Source organism: Sphingobacterium litopenaei, assembly GCF_014692495.1.
GTDB lineage: Bacteria > Bacteroidota > Bacteroidia > Sphingobacteriales > Sphingobacteriaceae > Sphingobacterium > Sphingobacterium litopenaei.
The window spans coordinates 20460-38535 of sequence record NZ_JACOIJ010000020.1; the positions used below are offsets into that span (position 1 = coordinate 20460).

Annotated in this window: 15 protein-coding genes and 1 riboswitch; of the genes, 14 read left to right on the plus strand and 1 reads right to left on the minus strand. The window is 37.4% G+C overall.

Going from position 1 to position 18076, the window contains the following annotated elements; genetic code table 11:
• Positions 1 to 22: 22 nt before the first annotated feature.
• A complete protein-coding gene (locus H8B04_RS11010; protein ID WP_190302374.1) occupies positions 23 to 826 on the plus strand; it encodes a hypothetical protein in 804 nt (267 codons plus the stop codon).
• A gap of 35 nt (positions 827 to 861) precedes the next feature.
• Here the strand turns inward: H8B04_RS11010 and purL are convergent, their stop codons facing one another.
• A complete protein-coding gene (gene purL / locus H8B04_RS11015) occupies positions 862 to 4530 on the minus strand; it encodes a phosphoribosylformylglycinamidine synthase (RefSeq protein ID WP_190302375.1) in 3669 nt (1222 codons plus the stop codon).
• Between the two features lie 186 nt (positions 4531 to 4716).
• A riboswitch (TPP riboswitch) is annotated at positions 4717 to 4813 on the plus strand.
• A gap of 61 nt (positions 4814 to 4874) precedes the next feature.
• On the opposite strand from purL, the gene thiS reads away from it, so the two are divergent.
• From thiS to rny, 13 genes are all read left to right on the plus strand, one after another.
• Positions 4875 to 5081 (plus strand): sulfur carrier protein ThiS, encoded by a 207-nt coding sequence (gene thiS, locus H8B04_RS11020; protein WP_190302376.1) that lies wholly within the window; start codon positions 4875 to 4877, stop codon positions 5079 to 5081.
• A 24-nt stretch (positions 5082 to 5105) separates the two neighbouring features.
• Positions 5106 to 6920, plus strand: coding sequence for a phosphomethylpyrimidine synthase ThiC (thiC, locus tag H8B04_RS11025; RefSeq protein WP_190302377.1), 1815 nt, complete (start codon positions 5106 to 5108; stop codon positions 6918 to 6920).
• Positions 6917 to 7489 (plus strand): thiamine phosphate synthase, encoded by a 573-nt coding sequence (locus H8B04_RS11030; RefSeq protein ID WP_190302378.1) that lies wholly within the window; start codon positions 6917 to 6919, stop codon positions 7487 to 7489. The genes thiC and H8B04_RS11030 overlap by 4 nt, the downstream gene beginning before the upstream one ends.
• Positions 7477 to 8208, plus strand: coding sequence for a bifunctional hydroxymethylpyrimidine kinase/phosphomethylpyrimidine kinase (locus H8B04_RS11035; RefSeq protein ID WP_190302379.1), 732 nt, complete (start codon positions 7477 to 7479; stop codon positions 8206 to 8208). Before H8B04_RS11030 ends, H8B04_RS11035 begins: the two co-directional genes overlap by 13 nt.
• Entirely contained in the window at positions 8201 to 8818 is a 618-nt protein-coding gene (locus H8B04_RS11040; RefSeq protein WP_190302380.1) for a thiamine phosphate synthase, read from the plus strand. Before H8B04_RS11035 ends, H8B04_RS11040 begins: the two co-directional genes overlap by 8 nt.
• On the plus strand, positions 8815 to 9588 hold the full coding sequence (locus tag H8B04_RS11045; RefSeq protein ID WP_190302381.1) for a thiazole synthase: 774 nt from the start codon (positions 8815 to 8817) through the stop codon (positions 9586 to 9588). Before H8B04_RS11040 ends, H8B04_RS11045 begins: the two co-directional genes overlap by 4 nt.
• Before the next feature lie 6 nt (positions 9589 to 9594).
• Positions 9595 to 10704 (plus strand): 2-iminoacetate synthase ThiH, encoded by a 1110-nt coding sequence (gene thiH, locus H8B04_RS11050; RefSeq protein ID WP_190302382.1) that lies wholly within the window; start codon positions 9595 to 9597, stop codon positions 10702 to 10704.
• Entirely contained in the window at positions 10701 to 11414 is a 714-nt protein-coding gene (locus H8B04_RS11055) for a HesA/MoeB/ThiF family protein (RefSeq protein ID WP_223815382.1), read from the plus strand. The genes thiH and H8B04_RS11055 overlap by 4 nt, the downstream gene beginning before the upstream one ends.
• A gap of 73 nt (positions 11415 to 11487) precedes the next feature.
• Positions 11488 to 12987 (plus strand): sulfatase, encoded by a 1500-nt coding sequence (locus H8B04_RS11060; RefSeq protein ID WP_190302383.1) that lies wholly within the window; start codon positions 11488 to 11490, stop codon positions 12985 to 12987.
• 165 nt (positions 12988 to 13152) lie between these two features.
• Complete coding sequence (gene pheT, locus H8B04_RS11065; protein WP_190302384.1) at positions 13153 to 15543, plus strand: phenylalanine--tRNA ligase subunit beta; 2391 nt, start codon at positions 13153 to 13155, stop codon at positions 15541 to 15543.
• Positions 15544 to 15578: 35 nt separating this feature from the next.
• Complete coding sequence (locus H8B04_RS11070; RefSeq protein WP_165290112.1) at positions 15579 to 15887, plus strand: hypothetical protein; 309 nt, start codon at positions 15579 to 15581, stop codon at positions 15885 to 15887.
• Between the two features lie 50 nt (positions 15888 to 15937).
• Positions 15938 to 16228: a cell division protein ZapA gene (locus H8B04_RS11075; protein WP_165290113.1), complete on the plus strand. Its 291-nt coding sequence runs from the start codon at positions 15938 to 15940 to the stop codon at positions 16226 to 16228.
• A gap of 251 nt (positions 16229 to 16479) precedes the next feature.
• Positions 16480 to 18039 carry a ribonuclease Y gene (gene rny / locus H8B04_RS11080; protein WP_165290114.1) on the plus strand — a complete coding sequence of 520 codons (1560 nt, stop codon included), beginning with the start codon at positions 16480 to 16482 and terminating at the stop codon, positions 18037 to 18039.
• Positions 18040 to 18076: the final 37 nt, after the last annotated feature.

Sequence of the window (18076 nt, forward strand, 5' to 3'; positions counted from 1 at the left end):
TCCCATTTATAGTAAATAAATTATGATTACATACTATTTTGATAAATTTATTAATAGCGTTAGTGAAAATAATCATATATGTAACATATTAACTAATTCATTATCTCGTGATATAGAAAAATATAAACCTGAAGAATCAAGATTCTTCTCAGGAACTCTATATTTAGCTAATGATCCATTTAGTCCAGATAATAATTTAATTCCACTTAAATTAAAAACTACTGACAAAACTGATCTTTTAAATAATAAACCTAAATATTTATCGGATATTTTTGGGTTTTATTATTGTCGCAATTTTGAAGCATTTGAGCGTTATTGGAAAGATATTTTTTCTTATTGTTTATTTCAAAAATATAGTGGAGATTTCTTCTTACTTCAAAAGTTTTTAAAAGGTGGTAAAGAATTCAGGTCAAAAATTTCTTCAAATTTTAATTATGAGGAATTTAGATGTTATTTAGATTCTTCTAAAGAGAAATATTTGAATATGTTAATGGACATCGTATCTGACCAGCATCCACAAAGGAGTAAAGTAAAGAAGTTAAATAGTGATTTTATATCATTTTTTTCTTCATTTAGACATCATCTTGTGCATACCAGTGAATGCTCAATAATCCCTTCTAAATCATTGATTTATGTAAAGCAACTTTTGCAAAATGAATATAAGGGAGAAACGAATTTTAACATGATTATGTTTAACAAGGACGTTTTTAAAATGTCTTACCAAGCATTAATTGATCATTCTTATCAATTATATAAGTTGTGTTGTGAATTTTTAGAAATAGAGAATGAAATAATAAAAAATAAAAAATCCTCCTACACTTCTTAGCGCAGGAGGATTCCAAATATTACGATTTGTCCAACTTATTTCTTGTTTTCTAAACACCAGTTGCGAGCATTGACAAATGCTTCTAACCAAGGTGATACTTCGTCTTGACGTCCTGATGGGTAGTTCGCCCAGTTCCATTGGAAGATAGAACGCTCGATGTGCGGCATTGTTACCAAGTGACGACCTGTAGCATCACACATCATCGCTGTGTTGAAGTCCGAACCGTTTGGATTGTGCGGATAATGCTCGTAAGCGTATTTCGCTACAATGTTGTAACGGTCTTCGCTGTAAGGTAATTTGAATTTACCTTCACCGTGTGAAATCCAAACGCCTAAAGTAGAACCTGCTAAAGTACTCAACATAATAGACTTGTTGTCTTGTACTTTTACCGATACGAAGTTAGATTCGTGTTTACCAGAAGAATTGTGGTGCATTTTACCATGCACTTCGTGGTCAGGATTGATTAAATCCAATTCCATCCACAATTGACAACCGTTACAGATACCTACTGACATGGTATCTGGACGAGCAAAGAATTTTTCTAAAGCGATTTTTGCTTTTTCGTTGTATTTGAACGCTCCAGCCCAACCTTTAGCCGAACCTAATACGTCTGAGTTAGAGAAACCACCGACAGCACCTACGAATTGGATGTCTTCCAATGTCTCACGACCAGAAATTAAATCCGTCATGTGTACATCTTTCACATCAAATCCTGCTAAGTACATCGCATTCGCCATTTCACGCTCTGAGTTAGAACCTTTCTCACGAATGATAGCTGCCTTAGGGCGGGCACCATTGTAAGCAGGTTTCTTACCATCAAATTGTGCAGGGAAATTGAATGTTAGTGGTTGATTTTTATAATTGTTGTAACGTGCATCAGCTGTACCGTTTTTCGATTGTTTTTGGTCTAACAAATACGAAGTTTTGTACCAAGTATCGCGAGTCTCTATTACGTTGAATGTGAAGGTATCAGCATTGTTTTTGAAAGTTACTTCAGTACCTTCAATCGCGTGACCGATTTTCACGGCTTCGATACCAGCTGCTGCTAATGTTGCTTCGAAAGCTGCGTCATCTTTAGCTTGTAATACCACCGCAATATTCTCGTTGAATAAAGCTTTTACCGAATCTGCTTCACCTAAGCCCGATAAATCATAGTTAGCTGCTAAATTTACATCCGCAAAAGTGATCTCCAATAGGGTAGTGATTAGACCACCAGAACCTACATCGTGACCTGCTTCAACTTGACCCGCTTGGATTAAATCTTGGATAGCGTTGAATGCTTTTTTGAAATATGCAGCATCCGTGATAGTAGGAACTTCCTTACCAATCTTATTCAAGATTTGAGCGAATGAAGAACCTCCTAATTTGAAGCCATCTTTAGATAAATTGATGTAATAGATAGATCCTGCATTTTTAGATAACACTGGCTCTACAACTTTCGTAATATCTGTACAGTTACCTGCTGCTGAAATAATCAAAGTTCCTGGAGCGATTACATTTTCGCCATTCGGATACTTTTGTTTCATCGATAAAGAGTCTTTACCTGTCGGAATATTGATACCTAATTCGATTGCAAAATCCGAACAAGCTTTTACTGCTTGGTACAAGCGAGCATCTTCACCTTCATTGTTACAAGCCCACATCCAGTTTGCTGATAAAGAAACACCAGCTAAACCATTTTTGATAGGAGCGAAAACTAGATTTGATAAAGATTCTGCAATGGCCGTTCTTGAAGCAGCCGCAGGGTCAACGATAGCCGCTACTGGCGAGTGACCAACAGTCGTTGCAATACCTTCTTTACCTTTGAAGTCTAATGCCATTACACCCACATTATTCAATGGTAACTGTAAAGGACCAGCACATTGTTGTTTCGCTACACGACCACCTACACAACGGTCAACTTTGTTTGTTAACCAATCTTTACAAGCTACTGCTTCTAATTGTAATATGTTGTTTAAGTAAGTAGGAACATCAGCTACATTATATTCTACATCTGCGTAATTTCTCACGACAGTGTTATCTTTCATGTAAGTTTTTGGAGAAGAACCGAAGAAATCAGCCAAATCGTAATCCATTGGTTTTGCACCCGTAGTTTGCGATTGGAAAGTAAATCTATGGTCTCCCGTTACATCACCAACCGTGTACATTGGCGCACGTTCACGTTCCGCCACACGTTGTAATGTTTCGATATCTTTCTCAGCAATCACCAAGCCCATACGTTCTTGGGATTCGTTACCGATAATTTCTTTTGCAGAAAGGGTAGGGTCACCAACTGGTAATTTGTCTAAATCGATTAAACCACCTGTTTCTTCTACCAATTCAGACAAACAGTTTAAGTGCCCACCAGCACCGTGGTCGTGGATAGAAACAATTGGGTTATTGTCCGATTCGACTAAACCACGAATGGCATTCGCCGCACGTTTTTGCATCTCAGGGTTAGAACGTTGAATCGCATTCAACTCAATTCCCGAACCGAAAGCACCTGTATCTGCTGATGATACTGCTGCACCACCCATACCGATACGGTAGTTTTCACCACCTAGGATAACGATTTTATCACCTGTTTGAGGAGTATGTTTTTTAGCTTGCTCTAATTTACCATAACCCACACCACCGGCTTGCATGATTACTTTGTCGTAACCTAATTTGCGACCTTCTTCTTCGTGTTCGAAAGTCAATACAGAACCAGTGATTAAAGGCTGACCGAATTTATTACCGAAATCAGAAGCACCGTTTGACGCTTTGATTAAGATATCCATTGGCGTCTGGTATAACCATTCACGCTCTTGTACCGCTTTTTCCCAAGGTCTGTCTTGCAACAAACGCGAGTAAGCTGTCATATAAATCGCTGTACCAGCCAAAGGCAAAGCTCCTTGACCACCAGCCAGACGGTCACGAATCTCACCGCCAGAACCTGTAGCCGCGCCTGAGAATGGCTCAACCGTAGTAGGGAAGTTGTGTGTTTCCGCTTTTACGGATAATACCGATTCAAATTCTTTCTCTTCGTAGAAATCTGGTTTATCAGCTGATTTAGGTGCAAATTGCGTTACTTTAGGCCCTTTGATAAAGGCTACGTTATCTTTATATGCAGAAATAATCTCGTTAGGATTTGTTTCAGATGTTTTCTTGATTAATTTGAATAAAGAAGTCGGTTGTTCTTCACCATCAATGATAAAAGTACCATTGAAGATTTTGTGACGACAGTGTTCCGAGTTTGCTTGTGAGAAAGCAAATACTTCTGAATCCGTTAATTTACGACCTAATTTAGTTGCTAAATTATTTAAGTATTCTACCTCTTCAGGGTTTAAAGCTAAACCTTCAGATTTATTATAGGCATCAATATCATCGATTTCCAAAATAGGTTCTGGCTGAATATTGATGGTGTACATTTCTTGTGTCAAGGCAGCATATTTCTGCGAAATCATAGGATCGAAATCATTGAAATCTGCTGGAACAGGTTGAAATTCTTCAATACGAATCAAACCTTTAATACCCATATTCTGTGTGATTTCTACAGCATTTGTACTCCAAGGAGTAATCATCGCTGCACGAGGACCTACATAGTAACGGTTTAGGGTTTGATCGTCAAGTTTTTTGGCGTTGCCGAATAGCCAGTTGAGTTTTGTAATGTCTTCTTGTGATAAAGAGTTAACACTTTGAACAGCATAAAAGATGTTCGATGGGTTCTCAAAGAAATGGATCATTATTGTATGTTAGTTTTGAACGTTCTTCAAATTAAAATACAAAAATACGCATTATTTTAGAATCATTTGCATGAAAGTAGATTTGTTGGTAAATAGGTATTTATTCACATTTCATACTTCTTAACGAAATTAAAAAGTTAAAAATTAAAAATATTATTGAAAAGTTAATTAAAATCCCTAAGTTAGTGTCAACTTTAGGGGTGTCTACTTTAAGTAGGCTGAGATTTTACCCTCATAACCTGATCTAGATCATACTAGCGTAGGGAAAAGTAAGATGTCTTCGTGTATTTGCATTCCGCAATTTCGTAGCCATTCCTAAAGTTTTACTTAAACAGAATTTAGGAATGGAACTTACAATCAATCATCAAATTTATTATTTCGACCAAGAGCTTAGCTCATTAGAAGAATTGGTGTTGTTCAAGACCAAAGGACAAACCAAAGGTGTCGCTGTGGCCTTAAATCAGCGTGTGATTCCCAAATCACAATGGTCAGAAACCAAAATTCAAAATCAGGATAATATTCTTTTGCTGACTGCTACGCAGGGCGGTTAATTCACTTTATAAATACACAAAATTATGAGACAAGAACAAATTACAACAGCCCCCTTTCCGAATTCAAGGAAAGTGTTCATTTCTGGGAATATACATCCCATTAAAGTCGCCATGCGTGAGATTCAATTGAGCCCCACAAAAATGCGCAATGGTGTAGTAGAAATGAATCCTCCAGTGACCGTTTATGATACCTCTGGACCTTATACCGATGTCCATGTGGATATAGATGTACGAAATGGTTTGCCACGAATTCGCGAACAGTGGATTTTGGATAGAGGGGATGTGGATATTCTACCAGATTTCAGTTCTGAATATGGTAAGGAGCGGCTAGCTGATAAGAAATTAGATCATTTGCGATTTCAATATTTAGCAAATCCTAAAAGAGCCAAAATAGGAAAAAATGTAACTCAGTTATATTATGCCAAACAGGGAATTATAACTCCTGAAATGGAATATGTGGCAATTCGTGAAAATCAACACATTGAGCAGCTCGAGAATGCTACCAAAGGGATTGCTCATCAACATGCAGGTGAAAGTTTTGGAGCTAACACGCCAAAAGGAAAAATAACACCTGAATTTGTTCGTGCTGAAATTGCAGCAGGTCGAGCCATTATTCCCAATAACATAAATCATCCCGAAAGTGAACCGATGATTATAGGTCGTAATTTTTTGGTGAAAATAAATGCCAACATTGGTAATAGCGCAGTTACTTCCAGTATCGAAGAGGAAGTAGAAAAGGCGGTCTGGGCATGCCGTTGGGGTGCAGATACCATAATGGATCTGTCTACGGGTAAGAATATTCATGAGACACGTGAATGGATTATTCGTAACTCTCCGGTACCTATCGGAACAGTACCGATTTATCAAGCTTTAGAAAAAGTGAATGGCATTGCTGAAGATTTAACTTGGGAAATATTCCGTGATACATTGATAGAACAGGCCGAGCAAGGTGTTTCTTATTTTACGATTCATGCGGGCGTGCTTTTGAGATATATTCATTTGACAGCTAATCGTGTAACGGGTATTGTATCACGTGGAGGTTCAATTATGGCTAAATGGTGTTTGTTTCATCATAAGGAAAATTTTCTATATACACATTTCGAAGAAATCTGTGAAATTATGAAGCAATACGATGTCGCTTTTTCATTGGGAGATGGTCTTCGTCCGGGAGCTATTGCGGATGCAAATGATGCGGCACAATTTGCAGAATTAGAGACTTTGGGTGAATTGACCAAAATCGCACGGAAGCACGATGTGCAAGTGATGATCGAGGGTCCTGGGCATGTTCCCATGCATTTGATCAAAGAGAATATGGAGAAGCAATTACAAGAATGCGACGAAGCGCCATTTTATACATTGGGGCCCTTGACAACGGATATTGCACCAGGCTATGATCATATTACTTCAGCAATTGGCGCGGCAATGATTGGTTGGTACGGTTGCGCGATGTTGTGTTATGTGACACCAAAAGAGCACTTGGGGCTACCAAATAAAAAAGATGTAAAAGATGGTGTGATTACCTACAAATTGGCTGCGCATGCTGCAGATTTAGCAAAAGGCCATCCTGGAGCGCAGTATCGTGACAATGCATTGAGCAAAGCGCGTTTTGAATTCCGTTGGGAAGATCAATTCAATCTTTCGTTAGATCCAGATACAGCGCGTGAATTCCACGATGAAACGTTACCTGCAGATGCTGCCAAGGTTGCGCATTTCTGTTCGATGTGTGGTCCCAAATTCTGTTCGATGAAGATTACGCAAGAGATTCGCGATTCTGTGGAAGATGGAATGTTGGAAAAGTCAGAAGAGTTTATAGCAAACGGCAAGGAAATTTATTTATGATAGTAGTCATAAGTCCAGAACAACATTATCCAAAAGAAACATTGTGGGCAAATAGATTGCTGGAAGCTAGGTTAGAGTGTTTTCATATCCGAAAGCCTCATTGGGATGATGAGGCAGTAGCCAAATATGTATCGGAAATTGACCAAAGTTATCATACAAAAATCGTGCTGCACGATCGATTGGAAGTGTCCCTGACATATGGTTTAAAACGCTTACATATCACTGAAAAGAAAAGAAAAAATAAGGTGATGGAAATAAAAGAGGAAATGACTTATTCGACTTCGGTTCATAATATGGCTGATTTTAATGAATTAGAAATGATTTGGGATTATGCTTTTGTGAGTCCAATTTTTCCAAGTTTATCTAAGGTCGGTTATGGTCAAAATACTGCTGTATTCCATCAATTAAAATCTAGAAAAAACTTTCATACAAAATTGATTGGTTTGGGAGGAGTTGCTCCCGAAAATATATCGAATGTATACGAAACAGGTGTAGATGGAGTAGCTTTGTTAGGGTATATATGGCAGTCAAACAATCCTTTAAATGCTTTTATGTTATGCAAAAGTTAAGACCTTATGTACTATGTATTGGAGGTTTTGATCCTTCAGGCGGAGCAGGAGTTTTAGCTGATATTAAGACTCTAGAGCAAGTCAAAGTTATGGGGCTTTCGGTGTTGACGTGCAATACACTACAGACCGACAAGGAATTAGTGACCTTAGATTGGTTTCAAACTGATGATATAGTGCGGGCCATTCGTAAGCTAATGAAAACATATCCGATTGGCTATGTTAAAATTGGAGTAGTTCGAAATCCAGCAATGCTTGGTCAAATTGTGAAAGAGCTACTTTCTATTCGTTCAAGTTGCAAAATTATTTGGGATACGGTGTTTGGTAGTTCTTCTGGCTTTGACTTTTTTGAGTTTAAAAATATGGAGTTGCTACAAAATGTATTTTCCAAATTGTTTCTTATTACCCCCAATAGTATGGAGTACGATGTATTAAGGCAATATAATCTGTTGCATGATAGGCTTTCTGTGTTAAAAAAAGCGGGCCATAATCCCGAAAAAATAGGAGGTGATGTACTGTTCACTGCTGGAGAAGAAATAGAAATACATAATGAACAAGTAAAACTTCCACCCAAACATGGCTCTGGTTGTGTGCTGGCGACCGCTATAACAGCATATTTAGCATTGGGAAATGATTTGGAAACGGCCTGTAATCTAGGAAAGGACTACATATTGAAGTTATTGAAAAGTAATGACACATTATTAGGATATCACAATGAATAAGATTAGCAAATTGCAATATATCTCTCAAGGGAACACTTGGGAAGAGCAGGTAAATAATATTACAACGGCATTGAATCACGGCGTGAAATGGGTTCAATTGCGTTGGAAAGAAGCTCCAAAAGAACAGGTTTTTGATTTAGCGCGTTTAGTAAAAGTTTGGTGTATGTCCCATCAAGCTAAATTGATTATCAACGATCACGTGGATATTGCGAAATCTGTAAATGCGGATGGGGTACATTTGGGTTTAGCGGATATGAATATATCGGATGCGAAGCGGTTATTAGGTGAAGGCAAAATCTTTGGTGGAACGGCTAATTCCTTAGAAGATATTTATCTAAGAATACAGGAAGGTTGTGATTATATTGGTTTAGGACCTTTTAGGTTTACAGCTACTAAGGTAAACTTGAGTCCAATTTTAGGATTGGAAGGTTATAAAAATATCTTAAATCATCTCAAAACTTTGAATTCATTTCCGCCAATAATAGCTATTGGAGGTATTCAATTGGAAGATATTAAATCCTTACAAGATGCAGGAGTATATGGTGTGGCTTTGTCAAAATATATCACGGAAACACCTCAGGAAGTAATTAAAATCCAAGAATTATTATGAACAACAAACTTAAAATAGCAGATAAAATATTTGATTCCCGACTTTTTCTTGGAACGGGGAAATTCGGAGACTTAATACAAATGCAACAAGCTATAACGGTTTCTGGTTCAGAATTAGTTACTGTTGCATTGCGAAGGGTAGATGTTAAGCAATCAAAACAGCAAAATATCATTCATTATTTGCAAGAAACAAAGGTGAACTTATTGCCGAATACTTCGGGAGCACGTACCGCGGAAGAGGCTGTGATGTTAGCCGAAATGGGACGTGAGGCAATGGAAACAAACTGGGTGAAACTCGAAATTCATCCCGATCCACGTTATTTGATGCCTGATCCAATAGAAACTTTATTAGCTGCAGAAAAGCTAGTTAAAAGTGGTTTTGTTGTATTGCCCTATATTCATGCTGATCCTGTGTTGTGCAAACGGCTTGAAGAAGTTGGGACTGCAGCAGTGATGCCTTTAGCTGCGCCTATTGGAAGTAATAAAGGTTTGCGTACTATAGATTTTTTGGAAATTATCATCGAGCAATGTCATGTTCCTGTAATTGTGGACGCAGGTCTTGGCGCACCATCCGATGCGGCTAAGGCTATGGAATTAGGAGCTGATGCGGTTCTTGTGAATACCGCTATTGCAGTAGCAAATAATCCTATTGAAATGGCATTAGCATTCAAAGAGGCTGTGATTGCGGGGAGAAGAGCTTTTGAAAGTGGTGTTCCGCAGATTCGTCATTATGCAGAGCCATCCAGTCCTTTAGATACTTTTTTATTTTAAAATATTATGGAAACATTTCTGTCTTATTTTCAAAAGTATAATTGGGATGATATAAAGTTTAAGATTAATAATATCAGTCCTGATGAAGTGAAAAGAACCTTAGATAAACGCAAAAAATCCTTGGAGGATTTTTTGTTTCTGCTTTCTCCTGCAGCGGCAGTTTTTCTCCCTGAAATGGCAAACCATTCACAGTTATTAACACGGCAGCGTTTTGGAAAAACTATACAATTATTTGCGCCTTTGTACTTGAGTAATGAATGTCAAAATATTTGTACCTATTGCGGTTTTAGTTTGGATAATAAAATTAAGCGCAAGACTTTGTCTAATATGGAATTGCTGCTGGAAGCTGCAGAACTAAAAAGTCGAGGGATAGATCATGTATTATTGGTGAGTGGAGAAGCTAATCATAAGGTAGGTGTTGAGTATTTTTTAAATGCTGTTCGTTTGCTAAAACCCTTATTTTCGAATATTTCGTTGGAAGTGCAACCTTTGGATGAAAATGAATACCAATTATTAAATGAAGCTGGGGTGCATGCGATTTTGGTTTATCAAGAAACCTATCATCAGGAAGTCTATAAACAATATCATCCCAAAGGTAAAAAATCTAATTTTGAATATCGCCTAGAAACACCTGATCGGATTGGTCGAAGCAAGATGCATAAAATAGGCTTAGGTGTGCTGTTGGGTTTGGAAGATTGGCGCGTGGACAGCTTCTTCAATGCTTTGCATTTGGATTATCTGCAAAAGAAATATTGGCAAACCCGTTATACTGTTTCTTTTCCACGCTTACGTCCTGCCGAAGGCGTTATTCAACCTAATTACGAGATTACGGATAAGGAATTATTGCAATTGATTTGTGCTTATCGAATTTGGAACCCTGATTTAGAATTGTCAATTTCTACGCGTGAAAGCGAAGTCTTTCGCAATTATATTATTCGATTTGGTGTGACAAGTATGAGTGCTGCTTCAAAAACAAATCCGGGAGGATACGTGGTCGATTCGCAATCATTAGAACAATTTGAGATTTCGGATGAACGCTCTGTGGCCGATATGATTACAGTAATTCAAAATGTAGGTTATGAAGCTGTATTAAAAGATTGGGAAAGTATATTATGATAAATTCCACTGATCAATTTGCAAGATATAGTCGCCAAGTTTTTATTGAAGAAGTTGGAATCCAAGGGCAACGTGCGATTATGAATGCTAGAGTTTTGGTAATAGGGGTAGGAGGTTTAGGAAGTATCGTCTTACCCTATTTAGCGGCTGCCGGAGTGGGGAATTTAACGGTTGTTGATTTTGATAAAGTAGAATGGCATAACCTGAACCGGCAAATTATTCATCAAGAATCATCTGTTGGAAAACCGAAAGTAGATAGTGCTTCGTATTTTCTTCAAAAGTTGAATTCTTTTATTAAGATTGAAACTATAGAAGAGCGACTGGATATATTAAATGTAGAAAAAATCATCCAGTCCTATGATATTATTGTGGACTGTTCGGACAATTTTGAAACACGCTATCTTGTTAATGATACATGTGTAGCTTTATGTAAAACTTTAGTCTATGGAAGTATTTTTGCTTTCGAAGGTCAAGTCGCAGTTTTTAATTATCAAGGCAGCAAGCATCTGCGAGATATTTTTCCTGAACCGCCTGATCCAGATATGGTTCCAAATTGCGATAAAAATGGTGTTTTAGGCCCCTTACCTGGGGTAATTGGCAGTATGATGGCTATGTTAACCTTGCAAATTATAGTAGGGATGAATATACCTGTCAATGAAATAATGTTGTTTGATTTGCGAAAATGGAATTATACCAAACTTTTATTTTGATTATCTGTCACAGGATGCAACAGGATACTTTTGTTTAAAAAAGATTTTAATATTGGTTATTAAAAGTTTAATTATGAGACCTATAGCATTTATTAGCTTCTTTATATTTATATTCTTGCAAATACCGCCTATTTTTGGTCAACAGAAAAAGGCCAGCAAGAGTCAAAGTAAACCTATGAATGTGCTGTTCATTGCAACTGATGATATGCGTGCGGATTTGCAGGTGTATGGGCATGAATTAGCGAAAACTCCGAATTTGGATAAGTTTGCAAAAGAGGGCGTAATGTTCGAACGTGCTTATTGTCAATATCCTTTGTGTGGCCCATCACGAGCGTCTTTACTAACGGGACGTAGACCTACGACTTCTGGATTGTATGGAAATAGAGAGTGGTACGGCGCATCTTTTCCAGATTGGAAAAGTATTCCCATGTATTTTAAAGAACAAGGTTATATCACTTGGCGTACTGGCAAAATATTTCATGGTGGAATTGACGATACGGATGCGTGGATGGAAGGAGGTGAAAAAAGAGATCATAATGCACCCATTAATACGGATGCGCCTTCGGCTGTTCCGGTAACACAATATTATGCTAATATTTGGAAATCAGTTCCTAAAATTACAGAAGGAGCTGATCCAGAAGTCAGATCTGATCGATGGGAAGCAGTAGAAGGTGAAGTTGCTTATAATTTAGGTGATACCAAAGTAGGTGATAAAGCAATAGAGTACATACGCCGTAGTAAAACAGAGAAGAAACCATTTTTCTTAGCTGTAGGCTTTTCAAAACCGCATACGCCATTTGTTGCACCAAAAGAGTTTTTTGATTTATATAACAAAGAAGATATTAAATTACCAGTAAATTTTTCATCGCTTCCTGTTGTTCCAATTGGTTTCCCACAAGGGGCGACGCGTTTGCGTAATGCAGATTTCTTTGTCAACAGAACAGCCTCAGCAGATGAAGCAAAAGATTATATAAAAGCATATTTAGCTTGTATAAGTTATGTGGATTGGAATGTTGGACGTGTTTTGGATGAATTAGATAAACAGGGGTTAAGAGAAAATACCATTATTGTTTTTTGGAGTGATCACGGCTATCAATTAGGGGAAAGAGGTAAATGGTCTAAAGCGGGTTCATTGTGGGAGCAAGGCACAAGAGTTCCTTTTATAATTCTCGATCCGAGAGCAAAAGGAAATGGTACTTCATCTTCCCGTACAGTTGAATTGATAGATATTTATTCCACTTTGGTCGAGGCTTGTGGACTTCCAATGCCAACAGGTTTAGATGGCGTAAGTTTAATTCCTTTGCTCCAAAACCCTAAGGCACCTTGGGATAGATCAGCTTACACGGTTTGGAATGAACACAACAAAGGTATTACTGGAGTTGTAGTACGGACAGAACGCTGGCGTTATGCGGAATTTTTTGGGAATGGTGCAGGCGCATTTTTAACTGACGCGGTGAACGACCCACATGAATTAATCAATCTAGTTGAAAATCCGCAATATAAAGAGGTTGTTGACCAACTTTCAAAGTTAGCCCGTGACCATGTAAAAGGAAAAACAGAGCTCACAAATTAGTTAAATTGTATAAATGTTAGTAAAGACAAATTCGCCTTGATTTGTCTTTTTTATTTTTAATAAGATAATGCTGAATATTTTTCATTTTAATACAGTTAACGCTAACATATTTTGTTGTATTCTGCTATTCAAAAGCCTATCTTTGTAACTCAAAAATTTTAAAAGATGAATATTTCTTACAATTGGCTTAAGAATTACTTAAATATAGATAAAACTCCAGATGAGCTTTCGTTGATATTGACTGATATCGGTTTAGAAGTTGAAGCAGTGGAGAAAGTAGAATCTATACCAGGCGGTCTTGAAGGCTTGGTAGTAGGGGAAGTGTTGAGTGCAGAGCAACATCCAAATGCAGATAAACTTCGTGTGACTAAGGTTAATGTCGGAACAGATACTCCTTTGGATATTGTATGTGGTGCGCCAAACTGCCGCGCTGGATTGAAAGTAATTGTAGCAACTGTAGGAACTGTATGTAATCCAACTGCTGGTGAACCTTTTAAAATCACAAAATCTAAAATCCGTGGTGAAGTATCTGAAGGTATGCTATGTGGCGAAGACGAAATTGGCTTGGGAACTTCTCATGCTGGAATCGTGGAATTACCTGCAGATGCGCTAGTAGGTACTTTAGTAAAAGATTTCTACGAAATTAAAGACGATTACCGTTTCGAAATCGGTTTGACACCAAACCGTGCGGATGCGGCTTCACATTTAGGTGTAGCTCGCGATTTGGCAGCATATTTCCGTACAAACTATACTTTGCCAAATGTGGAGGCTTTCACAGAAGGTACCGCTCAGGGTACAACTGTGGTAGTTGAAAGTGAAGATGCTCCAAGATATTCTGGTGTGAATATTTCAGGTGTGAAAGTTGCGGAATCTCCAGAGTGGTTAAAAGAAAAATTAAGTGCAATTGGTATTCGTTCTATCAACAATATCGTTGATATTACCAACTATATCTTACACGATTTAGGTCAACCTTTGCATGCATTTGATGCAGCTAAGATATCTGGAAACAAAATTGTTGTGCGCAAGGCGACCGAAGGTGAAGCATTCAAAACGTTGGATGGTGTAGAGCGCAAGTTGTCTGCTGAAGATTTAGTTATTGCTGACTCTGAAAAACCAATGTGTATTGCTGGTGTTTTCGGAGGAGAGTATTCAGGTGTGACAGAATCAACTACGGATATATTCTTAGAATCAGCATATTTCAATCCTGTTTCAGTTCGTAAGACATCAAAACGTCATGCGTTGAAAACAGATTCTTCATTCCGTTTCGAAAGAGGTACTGATCCTAATATTACGGTATTTGCGCTTAAGCGTGCAGCTTTATTGATACAAGAAATCGCTGGAGGACAAATATCATCTACGGTTACTGATATTTATCCAAATCCAGTTGAGCCATTCAAATTTGAAGTTAGCTACCGCAATGTACAACGTTTGATTGGTAAAGATATTCCTGCAGAACAGATCAAAGAAATAATTTTAGCTTTAGGTATTGCGGTAACGGCTGAAAATGATGGCGTTCTTTCGGTAGAAGTTCCTGCGTACAAAGTTGATGTAACACGTGAGGTGGATGTGATCGAAGAGGTATTGCGTATTTATGGTTACAACAATATTGAGTTGAAATCTCAAATTTTAGCTTCTTTAAATACACAAGAAAAACCAGACAAAGAAGCTGTATTAAATCAAGTAGCTGATTTGTTGATTGCGAATGGATTTATAGAGATTTTATCGAATTCATTGACAAAAGGAATTTATGCGGATGACGAGGCAACGGCAGTTAAGTTATTCAATCCTTTGAGTTCGGATTTGGATACTATGCGTCAAAATATGGTGTATTCTGCTTTGACTGCAATAGAATACAACCAAAAGCGTAAACAATCCGATCTTAAAATCTTCGAATATGGTAAAACTTACCATTTGAAAGAAGAAGGATATGAAGAGAAACAACGTTTTGCGTTGGCTATAGCTGGAAAAAAAGAAGCAGAACAATGGAATACCGCTTCCAAAAATGTAAATTTCTATAATTTGAAATCAGCGGTGGATACGATTGTGAAGCGTCTTAAAATTGACAGTTTGCAAATTGTAGAAACCACTAATGCAAACTTAGCTTATGGCTTGGATTATATGAAAGGCCAAAAAGTATTAGTTTCTTTAGGTGCTGTGCATGCAGATGCTTTGAAAAATGCGGATGTGGATGGACAAGTTTATTTTGCGGATTTTGATTGGGATTTGGTGTTGAAAGCAATTCGTAAAAATTCAATCAAATACAAGGAGGTGTCTAAATTCCCTGCTGTTCGTAGAGATTTAGCCTTGTTAGTTGATGAAGCAATTACATTCGAAAAGTTAAAAACTGTGGCATTAAAAACAGATAGAAAATTATTGAAGGATGTAAATATTTTTGATGTTTATAAAGGTGATAAATTGCCAGCAGGCAAAAAGTCTTATGCTCTGAGTTTTACGATTCAGGACGAAGAAAAAACGCTAAATGATAAACAAATTGATAGCATTATTCAAAAATTAATTATTAACTTTGAGAAAGAGACTAACGCAGTAGTGCGCTAGTTGCTCGTTACAATAATTTTAATTGCGTAAAAAGTATGGCATCATTATCGTCACAAATGAATATTATCGTTGAGAAAACGAAAAATTTAATTCAATTGTGTGAAGCTTTACAAGAGGAGAATGATCTGCTAAAGTTAGAATTACAATCTGTTCAGGTAGCATTTGAAACCAGTACAGAAAAAGTAAAACAACTTGAAGAACAGACAAAAGCGATGGCAGTAGCCCGTGCTCTTGATGAAGCGGATATCGATAAAGAGGCAATAAATGAAAAAATACTTGACACAAAACAAAAAATTAACGATTTTGTGCGGGAAATAGACAGATGTATAAACTTATTGAAGTAGATAAGTGATAGTAGGAAAATAAGTTTATTACGTTATTAAGCTCGATAACCATGGGAGAGATTTCCATAAAAATAAATATCGCAGATCGCGTGTATCCACTAAGGGTTACAGCAGAAGAGGAAGAAGTGATTAGACATGCTGCGAAATTGATAAATGAAAAAATAAAGGAATTGCAAGAAAATTATGCAGTTCGTGATAAACAAGATTTATTATCTATGTGTGTATTACAGTACGCAACAGGGATGATAAAGGCTGAAAGACAGGTGCAGCAACAGGATGTGGGATTGGAACAGTCTATTCACGAATTAGATAATTTATTGACGGATTTCTTTACTAAATAATATCGTTCTTTTAGAGCTATATAACGACGAATTTGCCGCAATTAAATTCGGGTTGTCACTATTTTAAACTTAACGCTTCAATATCACGAGCAATATTAAGATATAGGCCATTTTGCTTTACGCCATCTAGGTCATAATCAAACGCTCAAATCATGTGTAATCGAAGTTTAATAATACTTGGGACCTGTTAATTTAATTGCGGTTTTTTTTTGCCGAAAAACATTAAAACTAATAATATATAAATTAATAATATGGAGTTAATTACCACAATTTCAATTATAATATCACTTTTAATTGGTATTGTTATTGGCCGATATCTGTTGCAGATGTTGTTCAAGAAGCAAGAACAAGAAGCCAAGGAAAAAGCTGAGAATATCATAAAAGAGGCTGAAAAGCAAGCTGAACACGTAAAAAAACAAAGACAATTAGAAGCTAAAGAGAAATTTTTACAATTAAAGGCTGAACACGAAAAAGAAGTAAGTCAACGTAACAATACGATCAGCCAAAAAGAAAATTCTATAAGACAAAAAGAGCAATCTTTAAATCAAAAATTAGAAAATCTAAATCGCGAAAAACAAGAATTAGATAAGAAAAGTACGAAACTTGATCAATTAATCGAGGTTAATGAGAAGAAAAGCGAAGAAGTTGAACAACTAAAAAATCAACATATTAGTCAATTAGAGACTATCGCTGGTCTTACTGCTGAAGAAGCGAAAGAGCAATTAGTTACTTCTCTACGTGAAGAAGCTCGTTCGCAAGCCATGATTCAAATCAAAGATATTGTCGATGAAGCTAAATTAACGGCTTCTAAAGAGGCTAAAAAAGTAGTCATCCAAACTATCCAACGTACAGCTACTGAGTCAGCTATTGAAAATACAGTGTCTATTTTCAATATTGAAAATGATGAAATCAAAGGTCGTATTATCGGTCGTGAGGGGCGTAATATTCGTGCTTTGGAGGCTGCCACAGGGATTGAGATTATCGTAGACGATACACCAGAAGCTATTATCTTATCTGGTTTCGATCCAGTACGTCGTGAGATTGCACGCTTGTCATTACACCGTTTGGTGACGGATGGTCGTATTCACCCCGCACGTATCGAAGAAGTAGTTGCGAAAACTAGAACACAGATAGAAGACGAAATCGTCGAAATCGGTGAACGTACAGCTATCGACTTAGGTATTCACGGATTACACCCTGAATTGATTCGTATGGTAGGCCGTATGCGTTACCGTTCTTCATACGGTCAAAACTTATTACAGCACTCACGTGAGGTAGCTAACTTTGCAGCTACGATGGCAGCGGAATTAGGCTTAAATGTAAAACACGCTAAACGCGCGGGTCTTTTGCACGATATAGGTAAAGTACCAGATGACAACCCAGAATTGCCACACGCAATTTTAGGTATGCAGTTAGCAGAAAAATATAAAGAACACCCAGATGTATGTAATGCTATCGGTGCTCACCACGACGAGATTGAAATGACTTCTATGATTTCTCCAGTGGTACAAGCATGTGATGCGATTTCAGGAGCTCGACCTGGTGCACGTCGTGAGGTGGTAGAAAGCTACATTAAACGTCTGAAAGAATTAGAAGAATTAGCATTATCTTACCCTGGTGTTGAAAAAACTTTCGCTATCCAAGCTGGACGTGAATTACGTGTCGTGGTCGAATCTGAGAAAGTAACAGATGCACAAGCTGAAATTTTGGCTGCTGACATTTCTAACCGTATCCAAACAGAGATGACTTATCCTGGTCAAATTAAAGTTACCGTGATTCGCGAGACGCGTTCGGTGTCTTACGCAAAATAGATTTTTATTGAAATTTATATAAGCAAAGCCCTAACTT

Bases quoted from the DNA above. Each gene is read 5' to 3' on its own strand.
- H8B04_RS11010 (WP_190302374.1), top strand. From the start codon at position 23: ATGATTACATACTATTTTGATAAATTTATTAATAGCGTTAGTGAAAAT.
- rny (WP_165290114.1), top strand. From the start codon at position 16,480: ATGGAGTTAATTACCACAATTTCAATTATAATATCACTTTTAATTGGT.
- H8B04_RS11055 (WP_223815382.1), top strand. From the start codon at position 10,701: ATGATAAATTCCACTGATCAATTTGCAAGATATAGTCGCCAAGTTTTT.
- purL (WP_190302375.1), bottom strand. From the start codon at position 4,530: ATGATCCATTTCTTTGAGAACCCATCGAACATCTTTTATGCTGTTCAA.
- pheT (WP_190302384.1), top strand. From the start codon at position 13,153: ATGAATATTTCTTACAATTGGCTTAAGAATTACTTAAATATAGATAAA.
- thiS (WP_190302376.1), top strand. From the start codon at position 4,875: ATGGAACTTACAATCAATCATCAAATTTATTATTTCGACCAAGAGCTT.
- H8B04_RS11060 (WP_190302383.1), top strand. From the start codon at position 11,488: ATGAGACCTATAGCATTTATTAGCTTCTTTATATTTATATTCTTGCAA.
- H8B04_RS11030 (WP_190302378.1), top strand. From the start codon at position 6,917: ATGATAGTAGTCATAAGTCCAGAACAACATTATCCAAAAGAAACATTG.
- H8B04_RS11075 (WP_165290113.1), top strand. From the start codon at position 15,938: ATGGGAGAGATTTCCATAAAAATAAATATCGCAGATCGCGTGTATCCA.
- thiC (WP_190302377.1), top strand. From the start codon at position 5,106: ATGAGACAAGAACAAATTACAACAGCCCCCTTTCCGAATTCAAGGAAA.
- H8B04_RS11070 (WP_165290112.1), top strand. From the start codon at position 15,579: ATGGCATCATTATCGTCACAAATGAATATTATCGTTGAGAAAACGAAA.
- H8B04_RS11040 (WP_190302380.1), top strand. From the start codon at position 8,201: ATGAATAAGATTAGCAAATTGCAATATATCTCTCAAGGGAACACTTGG.
- thiH (WP_190302382.1), top strand. From the start codon at position 9,595: ATGGAAACATTTCTGTCTTATTTTCAAAAGTATAATTGGGATGATATA.
- H8B04_RS11035 (WP_190302379.1), top strand. From the start codon at position 7,477: ATGCAAAAGTTAAGACCTTATGTACTATGTATTGGAGGTTTTGATCCT.
- H8B04_RS11045 (WP_190302381.1), top strand. From the start codon at position 8,815: ATGAACAACAAACTTAAAATAGCAGATAAAATATTTGATTCCCGACTT.